The organism is Methanobrevibacter sp. TMH8 (assembly GCF_020148105.1).
GTDB lineage: Archaea > Methanobacteriota > Methanobacteria > Methanobacteriales > Methanobacteriaceae > Methanobinarius.
Genome location: NZ_JAHLZE010000022.1, coordinates 63,688 through 80,714, shown reverse-complemented (window position 1 = coordinate 80,714; position 17,027 = coordinate 63,688). Strand labels below are relative to the sequence as shown.

The following is a 17,027-nucleotide window of genomic DNA, read 5'->3' as shown; positions in this document are numbered from 1 at the left end:
TTTAATATTAATTCTTCTTTTCCTCATCTTCTGGAAAATCAAGAATAGTTGGTTCCATAACTAATTCTCTTGGTTCCCAATTATTGCGAGCTAAAATTTCTTTAACATCATTTTTATAAGTAATAGGAATATCTTTTTCATTTCTAACATACTTATAAACATCTTCAGGAATTACACCAAAGTATTTTTTGTGTAAATCAATATAATGATTTAGTTTTATTTGTCTTCCTTTGTTATTATCAGTAGGTCTAAGACAATTTTTAGCAATAGCTACAGTAGCTTCTTCTCTACTTTCAGCTGCATATAACAGATGTTCTGGAGCAGGTTCGCCTTTAATTACTTTACCAGTTCTTAAATCATTTAAATCCCAAACATCGTCTTTATCAGAACGACCAAGGTATAATCTTCTATATTTAGAACCATGTGGACCAAGAATTACTGGAATACCCCATCTATTAACACCAGATGCAATAGCTGCTGCTTTTTGTGAGTAAGGTCCCCATGCAACACCACAAGCCCCTACACGATTAAGAATATAATCCGCAATAACTTCAAAGTTTCCTTCTAATGGTTTTTTAGCAAATATATTAGCAATTTTAATAGCTACACCAGGAATATGAGAATTAGCTACACAAGATCCTACATTTACAAGTCCTCTTGCATCAAATTCTCCACCATATTTTTCATATAATGTTTTTCCTTCTTCATCTTTGTATTCACCAATAGACATAGCTCCACATCCACTAGTAACCACAATATAGTTCCGTTCTAAGAACTCTTCAGCCATTTTAGCTACTTCTTCTGAACCATTAGGATAATTAGTACATCCAACAAATGCTACAACACCTGGAATATCTCCAAGTACAATAGGAGCTCCAACACGTCTTACTTCTACATCTTGAATTGGACCTCTACCTACACGAATGTTGAATTTTTGATTTTGTAGATTATTTTCTCCAACTTTAGCCATTAAATCCATGATTTTAATGTTTTCAGGACATTCTTGTTCACATCTACCACAAGTATAACATATATCATGATCATACAAAGATTCTACATTTTCAAAGTCGCCTTTACCTGCAGAAGATACAGCATCCATAATAGGAATGCTATTTGGACATACTCTTACACACCATTCACATTCGCTACATTTACTGGCTTCTTTTTGTATTTCATCCATATCAGGTAATTTTTTAAATGATCCTCTAGTTTTAGATAAATTTAATGCAAGTTTTGTAGCTACTTCTCCAACTTTTGCAGTATCTAGAATAAGTGCTCCATCAAATTGTTTATTGAGTATATCTGATACAATTGCATCAGCAGAATCATTTGTTCTATCAGGTAAACCTAAGCACATTTTATCAGTAGTAGCTATTAAAGCAGTTCCTGTTTTTTGAGCTTCTTCAAGAACATCAGATCTAATACATTGTTCATCTACAACAACTACATCAGCAACGCCAGATCTTAAGAATTTTAGCTGTTTTGAAATTGGTCCAACAACTTTAGCTCTATCAGTATATCTAGTTATATCAATAGACGCACAGCAAATACCACAAAGTTCGACATCATCTTCAAGACCTTGATCTTCTAAATAATCAACAATACCAGTTCCTGGAGCAACATTATGTCCAATACAAAGTATGACTGGTTTATCTCTGTCAATTGATCCAATACCAAGTTCTACAAGTGGAGTATCTGCCTCGCCTTTTGGTAAGTTTAATGCAGTTATTTGAGAAACATCTCCTATTTCCATCCCAATATGATCCATTAAACCAGCATGAAGTGCTTTAGATTCAAAATCAAGATAGTTTCCTTCTTGTCCTGTATGACAAGCTGAAAGGAGATGAAGGTTTTCTTCTTCCATATAATCCATAGCTTCTCGAATATCTCCTAAAGTTTTAGGAGCTTTTCCTATTAAAGTCCTCATTATTGGAGCTTCAATATCAATATTATTTCCAAAATCAACAGGATGATCCGGACCAACTTTGTGGATTAAATATTCTAGTAAATGCCTACTATGAGCAGAATGAGCTGCAGCACCTATACAGCAAGTTAAAAGAGCAAATCTTCCTTGTTGTGCCTCAATATCAATCCCACAAGCACCTTTTTTACCTGTAAGATCACATTTTCCAAATGTACATAAACAACACATATCACAGAATGGAGCATAGAAAGGAGGATACCGTTCTAATAGTTTCATATCCCAAGATCTTAAATCAGTAACAGATGGTTTTGGAGTTGGACCCATAAAAGTCTCTTCCTCTTGAGAACTAGGAGATTTATCTTCTACAATCTCACCAAAAGAGAATTTAATATCTTTTGCTTTCCAAAAATCATCTTTAAAATCTTTAGGTTTAGTTGAATTAGGTGTCAAATTATCACCGACCTTATTATTCATTTATTAGTATTATTAGTTCTATTTAATTTAATAATTATATTATAAAATCTTTAAAATCTTATTTAAGAAATATTATTAATATTTAAACCCTTCTAGAAACGTTTTGACAATAAGATTAGCATCCAAACTATCAGAGTAAATTTTAATAATATATATTTTATAACAAATTATAATTAATAATGATTTATAATGATATTTTATTTAAAATTCAAAGTATATATATTTTTTGTATTAAGAAATTTAAAATAATTATTACTAGAAGAAAAATAATAAAAATAGATAAATAGGATTTCTGCTGGAAATTTTAAAAAATAATTATAAGACATTGGTTTGTAAAGGAATTATGATTATTATTGCTATTTTAATCTAATTTAAAACAATTACTATAATAAGAAAAAGTATTACATTTTTCAAAATAAAAAAAATGGAATTTATAATAAAGAATCAATATCTAATGGTATTAAAGATTAAAAAATTGTTAAAAAAAATATTAAGTAGTTAATGGCTATCATATGGAAACATATAGTTAAGAGGTTTGGCTGAAGGTTAAGTATTAGTTTCTATTTATAAAAAACCATATATTTACATTTTAAGATTTTATTAAAACAAATAACCTATGTAAACAATAAAATACATAAAATTCATCTTTATAAATAAAATTGAATTGCATAAATTATCTCTTATAATATATATGAGGATTTAAAATATTATTTAAACATCAACTACTTAATATATTATATAGAAATAGTAATACTTATTTAAACCTTTCTAAAAATTTATTGAAAGAATTATTAATATAAATGGAAATAAAAAGTTTATAGAGATTATTTGAGAATAAAAAGCTAATAAACAGAGTTAATTCTGATATAAAACTTAATATATTCATAAAAATCCATCCAGTAATACTATTAATAAAAATAATATTATAAATTTTTCTAAATTTAAAGTGAAAAGGCAGTTATTTGAATTAAAAAGGTAAATGGTTGATTAAAAAACAGTACAGATCAAACAAAATTTTAATATGAGTAAAAATAATTTTTAAAGATTTATAATAAAAGATAATAAATAGTAATAAATCAATGAAAGGTAATACATTATACAACTACAATAAATAAGTTTTTGAAAATTGATAAATTATTTAGTAATTTTTAAAAATTATTTAAAATTATTTATTTTAAAATTTTATCAATTACTACGAAATACATTGGAAAATAAGATTTATTAAACTTTAAAAAAGTATATGAAAATTTAACATATATCCTAATAAAGAATAATCTACTTTATAATTACTAAAATAATTAAAAACTAAAAAATTAATAAAAAAAGTATTACATTTTATAAGAAAAAATAGGGTTTAGTATTACAAAGAAAAGTTTTATATGTGATATATTCAAAATTAAGTACAGTAAGTCTATGAATAGACTTATAAAATTACTATTATATCACCAATAATCCAATACCTAGTGTAAATGGATAGATTATTAATACTAAGTATATAAATAAAATAGAAAAAAGTATTACTCTCTATTTTTTATTACTTTAATTATTACTTGTATTAAGAAAAGAAGGTCAAATAGCGGGGAAAAATATAGTAGTAAATATTAATAATAGATAAGATTTTTAAAGATATTAAATAAACGATTTTAAAGGAAGAATAATAATGCACATCCCGGACGGATTTATACCACTATGGCAATGCGCGATATATTATATAATAATAATTATTATAGGATATTTCGCAGTAAATTGGGCAAGAAATAATTTAAACGAAAAACAAATTCCATTACTTGCAGTTTTAGCTGCAGGAATATTTGCAATTCAAGCTATGAATATTCCAATACCTTGGGGGACAAGTGGGCATATGGTAGGAGCAGCTATTGTTGGAATTTTACTTGGAAGTCCATTTGCAGGATTTTTAGTTTTAGCTGTTGTTTTGATAATACAATCTCTAGCATTTGGAGATGGAGGAATAACCACACTTGGAGCTAACATATTTAATATGGGAGTTCTTGGAAGTTTCATTGGATTTTACAGTTTTAAAGGGTTAAAATCTATAATAAGTGAGGTTCCAGCTGTTTTCATAGCATGTTTCCTCTCCCTATTTATCCCAGCAATTGCATGTGTAATAGAATTATGGTTAGCAGGAACATTCCCACTCATAGCAGGATTATACTTTATGGGAATCTATCACTTTGTAATAGGCCTTGTAGGTGAAGGATTAATAAGTTCAATAGTTTATGTAGCTATAAGAAATGTCAGACCAGATTTAATAGCTGCAGGATCAAGACCTGCATAAAAACGAATGATTCACAAAATAAAATCAAAATTATTAATTATTAACTATTATTATTAGTTTTTAATTAAAATTATTTAATTATAAAATATTTAATTATATTATAATATTAATTATACTGAGATAATATCATAAATGCAATTGAATATAATTGTAGATACAAAAATATCATAGGGAGATAAAGAATGGAAACAAAAACAAAGAAATTTATAATTATAGGACTAGTAATTGCTATCTTAATAGCAGTATTAGCACCATTTTTAGCATCCAGTAATCCAGATGGATTAGAAAGTGCAGCTGAAAAAATAATAAACCCTGGTGTTAGTGATGAAGCAGTTCATGAATCACCAATGCCTGATTATATAATTCCTTCTCTTGGAGAAAGTCCTTTCTCTGGAGGATTAGCTATTATAATCGGAGTGCTTATAGTATTTGGCTTAGCTTATGGATTAGGATATGTATTAAAGAGAAGAAATCATCAAAAATAATTTATAAAATATATTAAAAAATATATAAGAATATAATATCATTAAATAAATATATTTATGAATTATTATGAATAATTATACAAATATAAATGCTATATTAATTAATATAAATTGTATTAAATACACAGATATTGTGACAGAATGAATGCAACAATAACTAAAATAGAACAAGAGTCTTGGAAAGACAGCACAATACATAAATTAGATGGTAGAATAAAACTTATTTTTACTGTCTTAATAGTAGTATATGCTGTATATACCCAAAGCTTTCTTGTTTTATTATTGTTAGAAATTTATTTAATAATACTACTTTTATTTTCAAAAGTTTCCATTGGTTATTTTGCAAAAAGAGTTCTAATGATTCTACCATTTGGAGGATTTATAGCTATTTTTCAGCCCTTCATAAAGCCAGGTATTGTGCTTTTTACACTACCTCTTGGATTAACCATAAGCTATGAAGGAATACTTTTTGGAGCACTGCTTCTCAGTCGTTTAATTGTTTGTCTTTCAGCTATTGTTCTTCTTTCATCTGTAACCCCACTTGAATCAATAGTCAATTCTATGCGAAAACTTGGTTTTCCAAAAGAAATGTCTATGATACTTAGTATGACTGTAAGATATCTTTTTGTTTTCTTTGATGAACTTGAAAATATAAGAAAAGCTCAAAAATCCAGATCTTTTAATATTTGGAATAAAAAAACTAGCTATCTTTGGAGAATAAAACAAATTGGCTATACAATAATGATGTTATTCTTAAAATCCTTTGAAAAAGGAGAAAAAGTTTATTATAGTATGCTAGCTAGAGGATATGTTGGTGAAGCTACTAGCTATAAAAAAGAAAATCCAATAAGGCGTATTGATTATAGTATAATAGTTTTAACAGTCATTGTTATATTTTCTGTTGAGATAGTTAATTTATATGGGATTATTTAGTTAAATTTTTATTTCTATTTTTAATTTATTATCAATTTTTATTATTTTTATTATTTTTATTTTATTATTTTAATTGTTCTAATTGTTTTAATTGTTTTAATTGTTTTTTCTTTATTTTTCATATTCATTTTTATTTAATATTATTATTTTAAGTTCTTATTTTATAATTAATAAAGAATTTGAAGTTTAAATGATAATAAAAAATAAAATATAAAAATATAAATCAAAAATAAGAACAATTAATCATTTTCATTAAAGGTAATGTCAATTATAAAACCATGAACAAAATTATTAATAATAATAATAATACTAATATTATTGAATCACAAACTAGGTTCTAACTTCTTAATCATCAATCCCATAAATACCACAATCATTGGGAAAAAGAATACATACATAATAATAACCACATTACTTGGAACTATATCTCCCATCACAGTAGAAGCTGCCATCAGCATGATTAAAAGTATTACTGGCCCTAATATAGCTAAAAAAGTGTAAATCATAATAAAAGCATTTAACTTTTGAGAATAATCTTTAAGTTTGATTTGAAGATCATAGGAAATATCTTCAGCTATTATATTAAGAGTAGATGCAAGATTTCCACCAGTTCTAAGAGTTCCTACAATCTGTTGAACAGCTCTATTCAATCCATCAGAAGAAACTCTATTAGACATATTAATCAGTGCTTTTTCGGTATTTTCACCATATTTAATCTCTTCAATAACTCTTGAAAACTCGAAAGATAATGCACCATAATCAGAGTTAGCTATTGAACTTATTGTATCATGAAGTCCTTTTCCAGATCGTAATTCAGTTACCATCTGTCTAAGAGCATATGGAAGTTCTTTAGATATTTCAGACCTACTTTTATCTTTATTCATCTTTGGATAGAAAAGTATTCCAAAAATTATCATTAAAAAGAGAAGAATTATGGCCATAGCTATTTCAAAACCAAGTAAAAAATAAATTAAAATTGTTAAAATAACAATAAATGCCAGAACAGATGGAATAAATAATTTTATATTTATAATTTCAGCTATTTTTTTCCCAACAATATTGTTTAAATATCCTTTCTGAATATTTTTATCATTATTTGTTGTATTTTCTATATTAGAACCAATTCTATTATTTGCTATATTATATTTTTTACTCCAATAGCTATCATCTTTATAATTATTATAATTATTATTCTTTTTATTCAGATTAGAATTGAGTTGTAATTGTTTAAATATAAAAATTTCATCTTTATTTTTATCTTTATTTGAAAAAAGAATATTTTTTAACTTAGAAACTATATTAACAGCACTCTTATTATCTTCATTAAAATCAGAATTCTTATTTTCATTATTAGTTTTATCATTATTATTATCCTTATCAGCAATATTTTTAAAAATCAGCCTAGAAAGTGAATTGAAAAAAGAATTAAATAGTTTAAAAAGTAAATGAAATAAAGCCAAAAAAATATCTGCAATAGCTATAAAAAAAGTTTTTAAAATAATATCATCCCCACAAGTTAATCAAGTAACTCTTCAAATTTTTCCTGCAATATATTCTTATCAGGTAGCTTTGTTTGATACTGAGATACCATAGAAGGAGATAAAGTTCTACTTAATGCATATTCTACTACAGTATCATCTTTACTTTTACATAATAGTATCCCTATACTTGGGTTTTCATTATCATTTTTAACATCTCTATCAAGTGCTTCTAAATAAAAATTTAGCTGTCCTATATGTTCAGGGTGGAATTTTTCTGTTTTTAATTCAAATGCAACTAAACATTGAAGTTGCCTATGAAAAAACAATAAATCTATGTAAAAATCACTATTTCCTACTTGAAGTCTAAACTTTTCACCAACAAATGAAAAATCTTTACCTATCTCAAGAATAAAATTTTTTAAATTATTTATAAGTCCTTTTTGTAAATCATCTTCATTATGGTTGTTATTTAACCCTAAAAATTCAAAAACATAGTCTTCTTTGAAATGTTCATTTGTATTTGGATAGATTTCTTTTGTCATTGGAGAAATTTTTGGACCTGAAATCATTGTTCTTTCAAATAAACTTGATGAAATCTGGCGATCTAACTCTCTATAACTCAATTTTTCTTTTATACATAGATTTAAATAAAATTCTCTCTCTTCAACAGTTTTACATCGAGAAAAAATTGATAAATTATGAGTCCAAGTAATTTCTCTCAGCAGTGCTGAGAGTTTTGGATAATTTTTATAAGTTGAATAAAATTGCTTCATTCTCCATAAATTTTTGTCTGAAAATCCTTTTAATGTGGGATCCTTTTTATTCAAGTAGTTTGAAAGTTGTTTTACTACAGATTGCCCCCAGTCAGATTTTTCTACTTTTTCATCAATATATTCCCCAATATTCCAATATAAATTTATTAATTGAATATTAACACTTTTTAATGCATTATTTTGTGAATTTTTTATCATTTTCAAAATGTTAATAAAATCTTCTTTATGTTTTTTGTCAATTTTCATTTCGTTCATTTTATGCCCACCTCCATATATTAACAATTTATTAAGTTTAATTGGATTTTTATCATTACATAATTTGTTTTTTTGAATCATACATTAATATTATAGATTTTTTAAAAAAATAAACAAATTAAATAAAAACTCTCAGCACTGCTGAGAGTTTTTCATTTTAGAAAAAAATTGTTAAATTAGTCCAATCAATTTTCAAAATAATTTGTGTCACCGCCGGTGACAGTTTTTCATTTTAGAAAAAAATTATTATATTATGTATCCATCAATTTTTAAAAATAATTTCTCGCACCAGTGGTGACAGTTTTAGACTATAACACATAGCTAACCAAAATCAGATATACTATCTAAAACTGTGTTTGGATCTAAATAATAATTTTCAATGACATTAGCAAAACCATTTGTACTCCTGATATTGTTTTTAGCTAAAAAATCTAAGACTGATTTTCTTCTATTAACTTCACCATGAAGTTCACTAATTTTTACTCCTTTAATATCAGCAAGAGATTGTAAAGTATTACTTGAAATAGAAACATTTTCAATTTCATCATTTTTACCATTCCATTGAAAAATCTTATTTAGTTGAATTGTTCCTTCTTCCATACCTACTACTTCAGCAACCTCACTAACACGACGAACAGATACTCCATCAGAGCGATAAATTCTATTTTGCATAATAATAAAATCAATAGCTGGAATCATAATTTTTGGAACATTCATTGGAGGGTTGGTTAAACGAGTTATAGTTTCACGGGAGCTATTTGAGTGAAGAGTTCCAAAACCAGAATGTCCTGTATTAAGAGCTGTAAAAAGAGTTATAGCTTCTTTTCCTCTGACTTCTCCAACTATAACTCTATCAGGCCGTTGCCTTAGTGAATTTTTCACAAGATCATCCATGGTTAGTTCCCCTTTATTTTCAATGTTGGGAGGTTTTGTTTCCATTCTAACAATATGATCATGAGGTATTTGAAGTTCAAGAGTATCTTCAATAGTAATAATTCTTTCACGAGGATTTATAAAAGCAGCTAATGCATTCAGAGTAGTTGTTTTTCCAGAACTTGTTCCACCAGATATAATTGCATTTGCAGGTCTAATTCCCAAACCATCAACACATAGCCATAAAAAAGCACCTAAATCAGAATTGATTGTGTTTTCCCTAATAAGATCTATAATAGTTAGAGGATCTTTTTTAAATTTTCTTATTGTTATTGAAGGACCATCAGCAGAAACTGGAGGAATAGTAGCATTCACTCTAGATCCATCTCCCAGTCTTGCATCTAATATTGGAGATTCTTGATCTATTCTCCTATTTATTTTTCTTGCAATAGAATCAATGATAGAAATAATTTCTTCATCACTTTCAAAAATCAGATTAGATTCCATCATACCATATTCTCTATGATAAACAAAAACAGGTTTATTTGTTCCGATTACCATTATTTCTTCAAGAAAATCATCTTTTATTAAAGGATCAATTTCTCCATATCCAATAATCTCTTCAAATAGCTTATTAGCTAATTTATCAATATTATCCTGAGAATTTTTATAAGAATGATTATCATTAAAATCTTCATTAAAAAATCTTAGTTTAAGAAATTCTTTGATATCATCTAATAATGCATTTTCATTTATATGAAAATTTTCTCCTGAAGAAATAGCTAAATCAACTAAATTATTTCTTAAATCCTCTAATAAATTTTTTTCTTCATCTGAAAAATTTGTTTTTGATAATTCATACTTTGGAATAATTTCCATATATTCCACCACATAATGTCTTTTAATCTCTGTTTTTCTGTTTCAACCCCAATTATCTAATATTTTAATTGAAATTATCCCATATTCTTATTATATTCAATATTTTTCAACTTAAAGACAATTTTTATATTTAATTGAAAAATTGTATCTACACTTAAAAATTGTTCTCATTAATATTATAATAATATAATTTATTAATATTTTAATAATATTATATCAAAAGTAAAATATAAAGATATCGAAAACAAATTCAATAATATGAAAAAATCAGAATCATCAAATAAATATGATTTAGGTAAATTCACTAAAATAAGTGAAAATTATGAAATCAATTTAGATGAACTAATGAATCTAGAAAATATTTCAAAAACTTTAAAAAATAAAAATGAATGCATTAATTGTAAAAAAGAAAGTTATATTGAAATAAAAAAATTTAAACCACTAGATGAACAACTAGATTTAGAAAAATTAGATGATGATTTTGGTAGATGCTCTTGTGGAAAAAGACATATTGATATTTCGATGGCTCAAATTTTAAAAATAATGAAAGAAGAAGATATTGAATTTAGACGATTTAATCTGAGAAATGGACCAATTCCTCTTTTAACAACGATGTATAGTAATAAAAATGAACCTTTTATTGAAAAAAATTCTTTAATAATTCTTTATCCAACCTTAACAAAAAAAATAGCTAATAGGATAATAGATGAAGTTAGTGAAGTCAAGGGAGTTATTAAAGGAGATCCAAAGGATACTGTTGGAATTATAGATACAGATTACGAAGCTATTTCTTATGAATTATTAACAGGTAGTGATATTCGATGCGATATTGTTAAAAGCCCAGCTGGAGAAATAGTTATAAATAAAATCCAACATTTAAGCTATTTAGAATTTCCTCCATCCATGGAAAATAAAATAGCTAGATTATGGGAATATCTTGAAGCAAAACATTTATCTAAAGAAGAAACTATGAATTTAAATGTTTTAGATGGAACTTGCGGTAATGGCACTCTTGGAATATTTTTATTAAAATTAGGTGTTAAAAAAGTAGTTTTTAATGATATTTGGACTCCAGCTACCATAATAACTTCTATTAATCTTGAATTAAATGGATTTAAACAGAATAAAGGATTAGAAAAATTACAAGAATTAAAAGAATCAGAAAAACTAGAAGAAATAGAAAAGTTAAAAGAATTAAAAAAAATAAAAATACCAAGAATAGAAGAATCTTATGGAAATACTGATAAAATATCTTATGGAACTAATTTTGAATTATATAATTTGCCTTTTGAAGAATTAAGTAAAATATTATCTAAAAAAGCAGAAAATATAGATGAAAATAAAGATGAAAGCAAAAAGTTTGATATTTGTATATTAGATTGTTTTCCAGAAGCAAATTCTAACAATTTTAAAAAAATAGCTAAATCAATAGCTAAAGATGTTTTTATTATTTAATTTCCATTAATAGCTAAATCAATAGCTAAAGATGTTTTTATTATTTAATTTCCATTTCTGTTTCATTATAGAATTTATTTAGTATATCTTTTGTGGATGTTTCATTATTATGGGATTCATCGAAATAATGCAAATAATAATCAGTAATTTGATTATTTATTATCATACAAATAATTATAGCTATAGGACTAATTGAACAATGCCCCATATTTTCAGAATTTGATATTAAAGATAATTCATAAAAAGGATATATCTTGTAATTTCCTAAATCAATGGTTTCAGTGAAAAAACTTTCATTATGAAGTTTAGCATTTAATAAATCATTGATATCTTTTTCAAGCATTTTTTAACTTCCTTAAATTCCAAATCAACTTAATCATACTTCTTTTAGTTAAAAGATTTAATAATTTTATAAAAGGTCTCAATAGATTCATCTTAAGAATTATTTCACTGTTAACATCAATAGTTTCTTTAACAAAAACAGGTTCAGCAGATAAATAAAAATTTTTTGAACAATTAGGAATATTTGAAAAAATCCAGATATAACTTACTACTTTAACAGTATCAACTGGACTTGAAAATCCCAGTTTTAGAGAAGTATTGAATTTCTCTATAGAAATTGAATTAATACAAACAATGATAAATGAGAAAATATCATCAAAATTATCTTTAAATAAAGGAAAAATAGATCTAAATTCTTTCAATATATCCATATTACTTTTATTATTTTTATTTTTCTTATTATCCTTATCTTTCTTATCTTTTTTATCTTTTTTGTCTTTATTTTTAGTATCTTTATCTTTGTCATTTAAATTTTTAGAAAAAATCTTAATGAAAGTCCATCTAACTTCAATAATTCCTTTAAAATCATCATCGTGTTTATTTAATTTAATATTAACTTTTATTCCAAAATATAGAAAAACAAATAACAATATAATTATCAAGATAATTATTATAGCTATTATCTCAAGAATTAAATATAAAATATCCAAGATATCCCCTTGAATCTAGAAATTTATGTAATGAGATTATAAAAAATGAATAAATAAAATATTCAAATTACAAAAAATAAATAATTTAGCTGAAATAAGCTTATAAAAAATAAAAAAATAAGCTAAGAAAATTAGATATTTTCAATTATTCAGCATCATTTACATTTGATTTTTCATTTTTAGAATCTTTAGAACCTTTAAAGCCACCCATATGACCCTTATGATTAGCAGCTAACTCTTTTATTAAGTCAGATACAACTACACCTAGTTCTGAGATTGCTTTGCTAGTTTCTGTTCCATTAGATAAGTTAAGTACTCTAACTCCTTCCATGCCTTCAGTTTTTTTATCTATTACAACAATAGATATAGGTTCTATTCCTGCAGCAGCTCCAGAGCCAAATCCCCCTGTATCTTCAGGGCCATTTCCTTTACCTGCTCCAAAGCCTAATCCCCATTTCAAAAAGGGAATTAATATTTTATCATCAGTTACAATAGGGTCTCCAATAAAATCTTTAACATTTAAAAGTTTTTTTAACTCATCTACTGTTGTTCTAATTGGATTTTCGTCTACCATTCATATCCTTCCTTCAAATTTTTGTTACTAGAATATCCATTAAATTTATATTAAATCAATTATTAATTTTAGAATCAAAAATTTAATCAATTAATAAAAATGAATCCAGACAACTAGTAAATATTTAATATTTACATTTATTATATACCTCTATAATATGTTCTTCAAAATATAAAAACTTTTTTCGATACATATTTATATCATGAATATATCCACAAATGTGGAAAAAAAGTAAAAATAGCTATTATGAAGGAAAAGAAGTGAAAATAGCTATTAACTATAATAACTTCTTAAAAGATTATAGTTACTAATAACTACTTAATAACTACCAATAGCTACTAAAGAAATACTAAATAGCTAGAACATTCAGATGATAGTTAAAAAAACATGTTAAAATATACAACCATTGCCGGAATAATCAAAACTCCCATTAAATGAGACTTACCAACTCCCAAATAATGTGGAAGTAACCCCATAGCTGTTGAAGTAATAAGGGCAAGTGTTATATAAGCAATAGGTGCATTATAAATTATTGCAAATATATACAGAATAACAATCATTAAAATTATAACTGAAATAGATAGTTTTTTATAATCTATATTCTGCATCAACTTGGAAAAACTGTCTCCTAATTTCAAACAAAGAATAAATGAAATTGATACAGCTACAAGTGCTGCAAAACTGAATACCATTAAATGTGGAACAGTGAACGTAGGTATTAAATAATTCATATAGACAGCTATTCCACTTCTAGGATTTCCAATTAAATAAATACAAATAAGAGAAAATAAAGTATCAGAGGTGTTTAAACCACTAATAGCTGTTAAGAAATTCTCAGTAGCATCTTCACCATCACCACCAGCTGCTGCTTGGGCTATTATACTTCCTTGAGCTGGTCCAAATCCAGGTAAAAATCCTAGTATAGCTCCCGCCACTCCTCCTGCAAAGATTCCTCGTAACATATTGCTATTTAGCTCAAGATCATAAAACTTATTTTGGTGAGGTATGAATGAGCTTTCATTTAAGCTATACAAAATTGTACTTATCCCAAATAATCCTGAAAATATACACATCATAGAAATTCCAGAAGAAATTGGTGTTTGAAACATTGTCCAACCCAACAATCCTGAGAAAATAAACAAAACAGAAGACCACATAAATGCTTTTTTACCATTTGTTATTTTCCATAAAAGATATATTGAAACTACAAGAAGTATTATAAAAGTATATGGTTTTATAATTTCTTGAGTAGTTGGTAACACAATAGCAAAAATAGGAAGCATTAAAATAATAACTAATATAGCTCCAAATCCTCCAAGAGAAACTATCCTAATAGCTTCTTTTGACCTACCTTCAAGAACCATTCTATGACCTGGCAGAATTGACATAGCTGTACCTTCTTCAGGAACTCCAAGAAGCATAGAAGGCACAAATTCAATGAGAGCATGGGCAATAGACATAGCTACCATAAAAATGCACAAAAATTCAGGGGAAAAAACCCCTAGTAAAAATGCTGATGAAGCAAAAATTATAGCTCCTGCTGTGTTAACATGAATTCCTGGAATCATTCCAGTAATTGCACCACATAAAATACCTAAAAAGCAAGCAAAAATAAGATCAAACATCTTATCTCCCTCGCAAAAATTACTTGTTTTAAAATAAATAGATTATATAGACTATATAGATTATATAAACTATAGAGATTATATAAATGATATTAAAATAATAATCTCAATAATCTAAAAATATTCTCAATAATCTAAAGTATGTAAAAAAATATAAAAATTAACTAAATAAAATTTGTTAAAATTTGTTTTAAAATAAAAATAATGAATTAATGTAAAAATAGAAATTACATTAATCTTCTAACATCCATAACTTCTACACTGGTAACATTAGGGATTTTAGCTAATTTTTCTTCTACTATTTCAGTTCCACCTTCACCATCATCGACAATGAACATAACATTTAAAGCTACTAAACCAAAAGCAATTGGTTCTTCGTCAATTTTGTGCAATTCAGCATCTTCAGTAACAGCATTTTGAGCATCAATTTTCATTTGTTCTAAGTCAACATCAGGACTTTCAGGCATTAATTTAACAGTTGCAACAACTTCTCCCATTATTTTTTCCTCCACAAAAGAACATTAATTTAAATATTTTTTAAATATTTTAATATATTAAATAATTTAAATATTCTAAATATTAATATTTGAATATTTTAAATATAAATTAAATATATTAAATTTATTAATTTTATTAAATATATTTTATTAAAATATATTGTTTAATATTTTATTTCACATTTCGTTTATATTTTATGTTATATTTCATTATATATTTCATTTTTATTATTTATATAATTCATCATCAATAAAACTTAACTTTTTAGGTAATTATAGCATTTTAAATAGATATATTGATATTAATATAAACTATTATAAATGTATTATACTATTGAATTTCAATATATATAATTATTTCGGTTTATTTCGCCAAAATAATCAATATTAAAACAATATTCAGGTTTTAAATCAATTTTACACGATAAAGCCAATAATTACACTTTATGACAATTTTTCATTATAATAATAAGATTAGTATTATACATGAAAAGATAGTATTAATTGATAAATTTATAATTATTAATGAAATATTATTAATGAAATCATAAATCAAACTATAAATGTAATTTATATTAAAAAATTATACTAAATTATATTAAATTAAATTAAAAATTATGGTCCTTCGAAACCACAATCACATACATAAGTATGGCCAAAAGTACGGCATTTTTCACATCTTGCTATTAATTCACCACATTCTGGACACGGGAATTGAACATAAGTATCAATTAATGGTATTTCTTGCTTACAAGATTTACATTCTATTTTTTCCATTTCATTCACCTCTAATTAATGTGTATTTAAAATTATAATCAGTATTATAATCGTTATTATTTATTCTGCTGCCTATATCCTCTCCAATTAGAGATAAAACTCTCTCTGGAAAGTTTCCATTTACAACAAAACAATTAGTCCCAAATTTAAGCAAATACTCTGCGAGCATCAAATCAACTGATGTTTCATCAAAAGTTAGTAGTTTTTTAGCATCAATATCATGGATAAATTTTGCCCCAAACTTAGTTGGTTTTTGGGTATATATACCATCTACATTTGTAGCTATTAAAAGTTTCGCTTTTAGTAAGTTTGCAATATATGCAGATATAGAATCTGAAGTCATATCCCAGGAATGAGGAATTTCATTATTATCTTCATTTTCCTTTAAAATTTTTGAACAAGCTAGTATAGGAATAAAACCATCATTTAAACTATTTTCTGCATCTTCAATAGAATAAACAAGTTTAGTAAAATCAAACTTATCATTGAGAAGTTTTGCTATAATATCCATTGAATCAATAGCTGTTTCATGAGTAATGTGATTTGAAAATCTTGTTATTCCATCATATTTACGAATAAGATTTGCAAATTCTCCCCCTCCAATTATTATCAAAAAATTAATATTATTTGATTTTTTTGATCCTTTTAATCTTTTTAAAGCATTGACTAATTCTATAGCTTCTTTTGGAAAAAGACTTCCTCCAATTTTAACTACCCAATCTATAATACTAACA

General features: G+C 25.6%; 15 protein-coding genes. 4 read left to right on the top strand and 11 right to left on the bottom strand.

Translation table 11 applies throughout. The annotated features are described in order from the left end of the window. Window positions 1–7: 7 nt before the first annotated feature. Complete coding sequence (gene cdhA, locus KQY27_RS04465; protein WP_224425381.1) at window positions 8–2,398, bottom strand: CO dehydrogenase/acetyl-CoA synthase complex subunit alpha; 2,391 nt, start codon at window positions 2,396–2,398, stop codon at window positions 8–10. A gap of 1,660 nt (window positions 2,399–4,058) precedes the next feature. Between cdhA and cbiM the strand changes: the two genes are divergently transcribed. The 3 genes from cbiM (at window position 4,059) to cbiQ (ending at window position 6,112) form a co-directional block, all read left to right on the top strand. Beyond that, on the top strand, window positions 4,059–4,694 hold the full coding sequence (gene cbiM, locus KQY27_RS04460; RefSeq protein ID WP_224425380.1) for a cobalt transporter CbiM: 636 nt from the start codon (window positions 4,059–4,061) through the stop codon (window positions 4,692–4,694). A 182-nt stretch (window positions 4,695–4,876) separates the two neighbouring features. Then, window positions 4,877–5,179, top strand: a complete 303-nt coding sequence (locus KQY27_RS04455) for a PDGLE domain-containing protein (protein WP_224425379.1) — start codon at window positions 4,877–4,879, stop codon at window positions 5,177–5,179. 141 nt (window positions 5,180–5,320) lie between these two features. Next, entirely contained in the window at window positions 5,321–6,112 is a 792-nt protein-coding gene (cbiQ, locus tag KQY27_RS04450; RefSeq protein ID WP_224425378.1) for a cobalt ECF transporter T component CbiQ, read from the top strand. Between the two features lie 323 nt (window positions 6,113–6,435). On the opposite strand, the gene KQY27_RS04445 is transcribed toward cbiQ, so the two are convergent. From KQY27_RS04445 to KQY27_RS04435, 3 genes are all read right to left on the bottom strand, one after another. Then, window positions 6,436–7,572 carry a type II secretion system F family protein gene (locus KQY27_RS04445; protein WP_224425377.1) on the bottom strand — a complete coding sequence of 379 codons (1,137 nt, stop codon included), beginning with the start codon at window positions 7,570–7,572 and terminating at the stop codon, window positions 6,436–6,438. A 56-nt stretch (window positions 7,573–7,628) separates the two neighbouring features. After that, window positions 7,629–8,621 carry a PDDEXK nuclease domain-containing protein gene (locus KQY27_RS04440; RefSeq protein ID WP_224425376.1) on the bottom strand — a complete coding sequence of 331 codons (993 nt, stop codon included), beginning with the start codon at window positions 8,619–8,621 and terminating at the stop codon, window positions 7,629–7,631. Between the two features lie 321 nt (window positions 8,622–8,942). Further along, window positions 8,943–10,373, bottom strand: coding sequence for a CpaF family protein (locus KQY27_RS04435; RefSeq protein ID WP_224425375.1), 1,431 nt, complete (start codon window positions 10,371–10,373; stop codon window positions 8,943–8,945). 258 nt (window positions 10,374–10,631) lie between these two features. On the opposite strand from KQY27_RS04435, the gene KQY27_RS04430 reads away from it, so the two are divergent. Further along, window positions 10,632–11,828 (top strand): 50S ribosomal protein L11 methyltransferase, encoded by a 1,197-nt coding sequence (locus tag KQY27_RS04430; protein WP_224425374.1) that lies wholly within the window; start codon window positions 10,632–10,634, stop codon window positions 11,826–11,828. A gap of 40 nt (window positions 11,829–11,868) precedes the next feature. Here KQY27_RS04430 and KQY27_RS04425 read toward each other — a convergent pair whose 3' ends face one another. The 7 genes from KQY27_RS04425 to KQY27_RS04395 form a co-directional block, all read right to left on the bottom strand. Beyond that, window positions 11,869–12,171, bottom strand: coding sequence for a hypothetical protein (locus tag KQY27_RS04425; protein ID WP_224425373.1), 303 nt, complete (start codon window positions 12,169–12,171; stop codon window positions 11,869–11,871). Then, on the bottom strand, window positions 12,164–12,820 hold the full coding sequence (locus KQY27_RS04420; protein WP_224425372.1) for a hypothetical protein: 657 nt from the start codon (window positions 12,818–12,820) through the stop codon (window positions 12,164–12,166). The genes KQY27_RS04425 and KQY27_RS04420 overlap by 8 nt, the downstream gene beginning before the upstream one ends. A gap of 145 nt (window positions 12,821–12,965) precedes the next feature. Next, a complete protein-coding gene (locus KQY27_RS04415; protein WP_224425371.1) occupies window positions 12,966–13,394 on the bottom strand; it encodes a spore germination protein GerW family protein in 429 nt (142 codons plus the stop codon). A gap of 377 nt (window positions 13,395–13,771) precedes the next feature. Then, entirely contained in the window at window positions 13,772–15,019 is a 1,248-nt protein-coding gene (locus tag KQY27_RS04410; protein WP_224425370.1) for a tripartite tricarboxylate transporter permease, read from the bottom strand. A 227-nt stretch (window positions 15,020–15,246) separates the two neighbouring features. Beyond that, a complete protein-coding gene (locus tag KQY27_RS04405; protein WP_224425369.1) occupies window positions 15,247–15,516 on the bottom strand; it encodes an elongation factor 1-beta in 270 nt (89 codons plus the stop codon). A 615-nt stretch (window positions 15,517–16,131) separates the two neighbouring features. Beyond that, window positions 16,132–16,293 carry a zinc finger domain-containing protein gene (locus tag KQY27_RS04400; protein ID WP_224425368.1) on the bottom strand — a complete coding sequence of 54 codons (162 nt, stop codon included), beginning with the start codon at window positions 16,291–16,293 and terminating at the stop codon, window positions 16,132–16,134. Window position 16,294: 1 nt separating this feature from the next. Beyond that, window positions 16,295–17,017 carry a delta 1-pyrroline-5-carboxylate synthetase gene (locus KQY27_RS04395; RefSeq protein WP_342765741.1) on the bottom strand — a complete coding sequence of 241 codons (723 nt, stop codon included), beginning with the start codon at window positions 17,015–17,017 and terminating at the stop codon, window positions 16,295–16,297. Between the last annotated feature and the right edge of the window lie 10 nt (window positions 17,018–17,027).

Bases quoted from the DNA above. Each gene is read 5' to 3' on its own strand.
- KQY27_RS04400 (WP_224425368.1), bottom strand. From the start codon at position 16,293: ATGGAAAAAATAGAATGTAAATCTTGTAAGCAAGAAATACCATTAATT.
- KQY27_RS04430 (WP_224425374.1), top strand. From the start codon at position 10,632: ATGAAAAAATCAGAATCATCAAATAAATATGATTTAGGTAAATTCACT.
- KQY27_RS04455 (WP_224425379.1), top strand. From the start codon at position 4,877: ATGGAAACAAAAACAAAGAAATTTATAATTATAGGACTAGTAATTGCT.
- KQY27_RS04425 (WP_224425373.1), bottom strand. From the start codon at position 12,171: ATGCTTGAAAAAGATATCAATGATTTATTAAATGCTAAACTTCATAAT.
- cbiM (WP_224425380.1), top strand. From the start codon at position 4,059: ATGCACATCCCGGACGGATTTATACCACTATGGCAATGCGCGATATAT.
- cbiQ (WP_224425378.1), top strand. From the start codon at position 5,321: ATGAATGCAACAATAACTAAAATAGAACAAGAGTCTTGGAAAGACAGC.
- KQY27_RS04440 (WP_224425376.1), bottom strand. From the start codon at position 8,621: ATGAACGAAATGAAAATTGACAAAAAACATAAAGAAGATTTTATTAAC.
- cdhA (WP_224425381.1), bottom strand. From the start codon at position 2,398: ATGAATAATAAGGTCGGTGATAATTTGACACCTAATTCAACTAAACCT.
- KQY27_RS04415 (WP_224425371.1), bottom strand. From the start codon at position 13,394: ATGGTAGACGAAAATCCAATTAGAACAACAGTAGATGAGTTAAAAAAA.
- KQY27_RS04435 (WP_224425375.1), bottom strand. From the start codon at position 10,373: ATGGAAATTATTCCAAAGTATGAATTATCAAAAACAAATTTTTCAGAT.
- KQY27_RS04410 (WP_224425370.1), bottom strand. From the start codon at position 15,019: ATGTTTGATCTTATTTTTGCTTGCTTTTTAGGTATTTTATGTGGTGCA.
- KQY27_RS04405 (WP_224425369.1), bottom strand. From the start codon at position 15,516: ATGGGAGAAGTTGTTGCAACTGTTAAATTAATGCCTGAAAGTCCTGAT.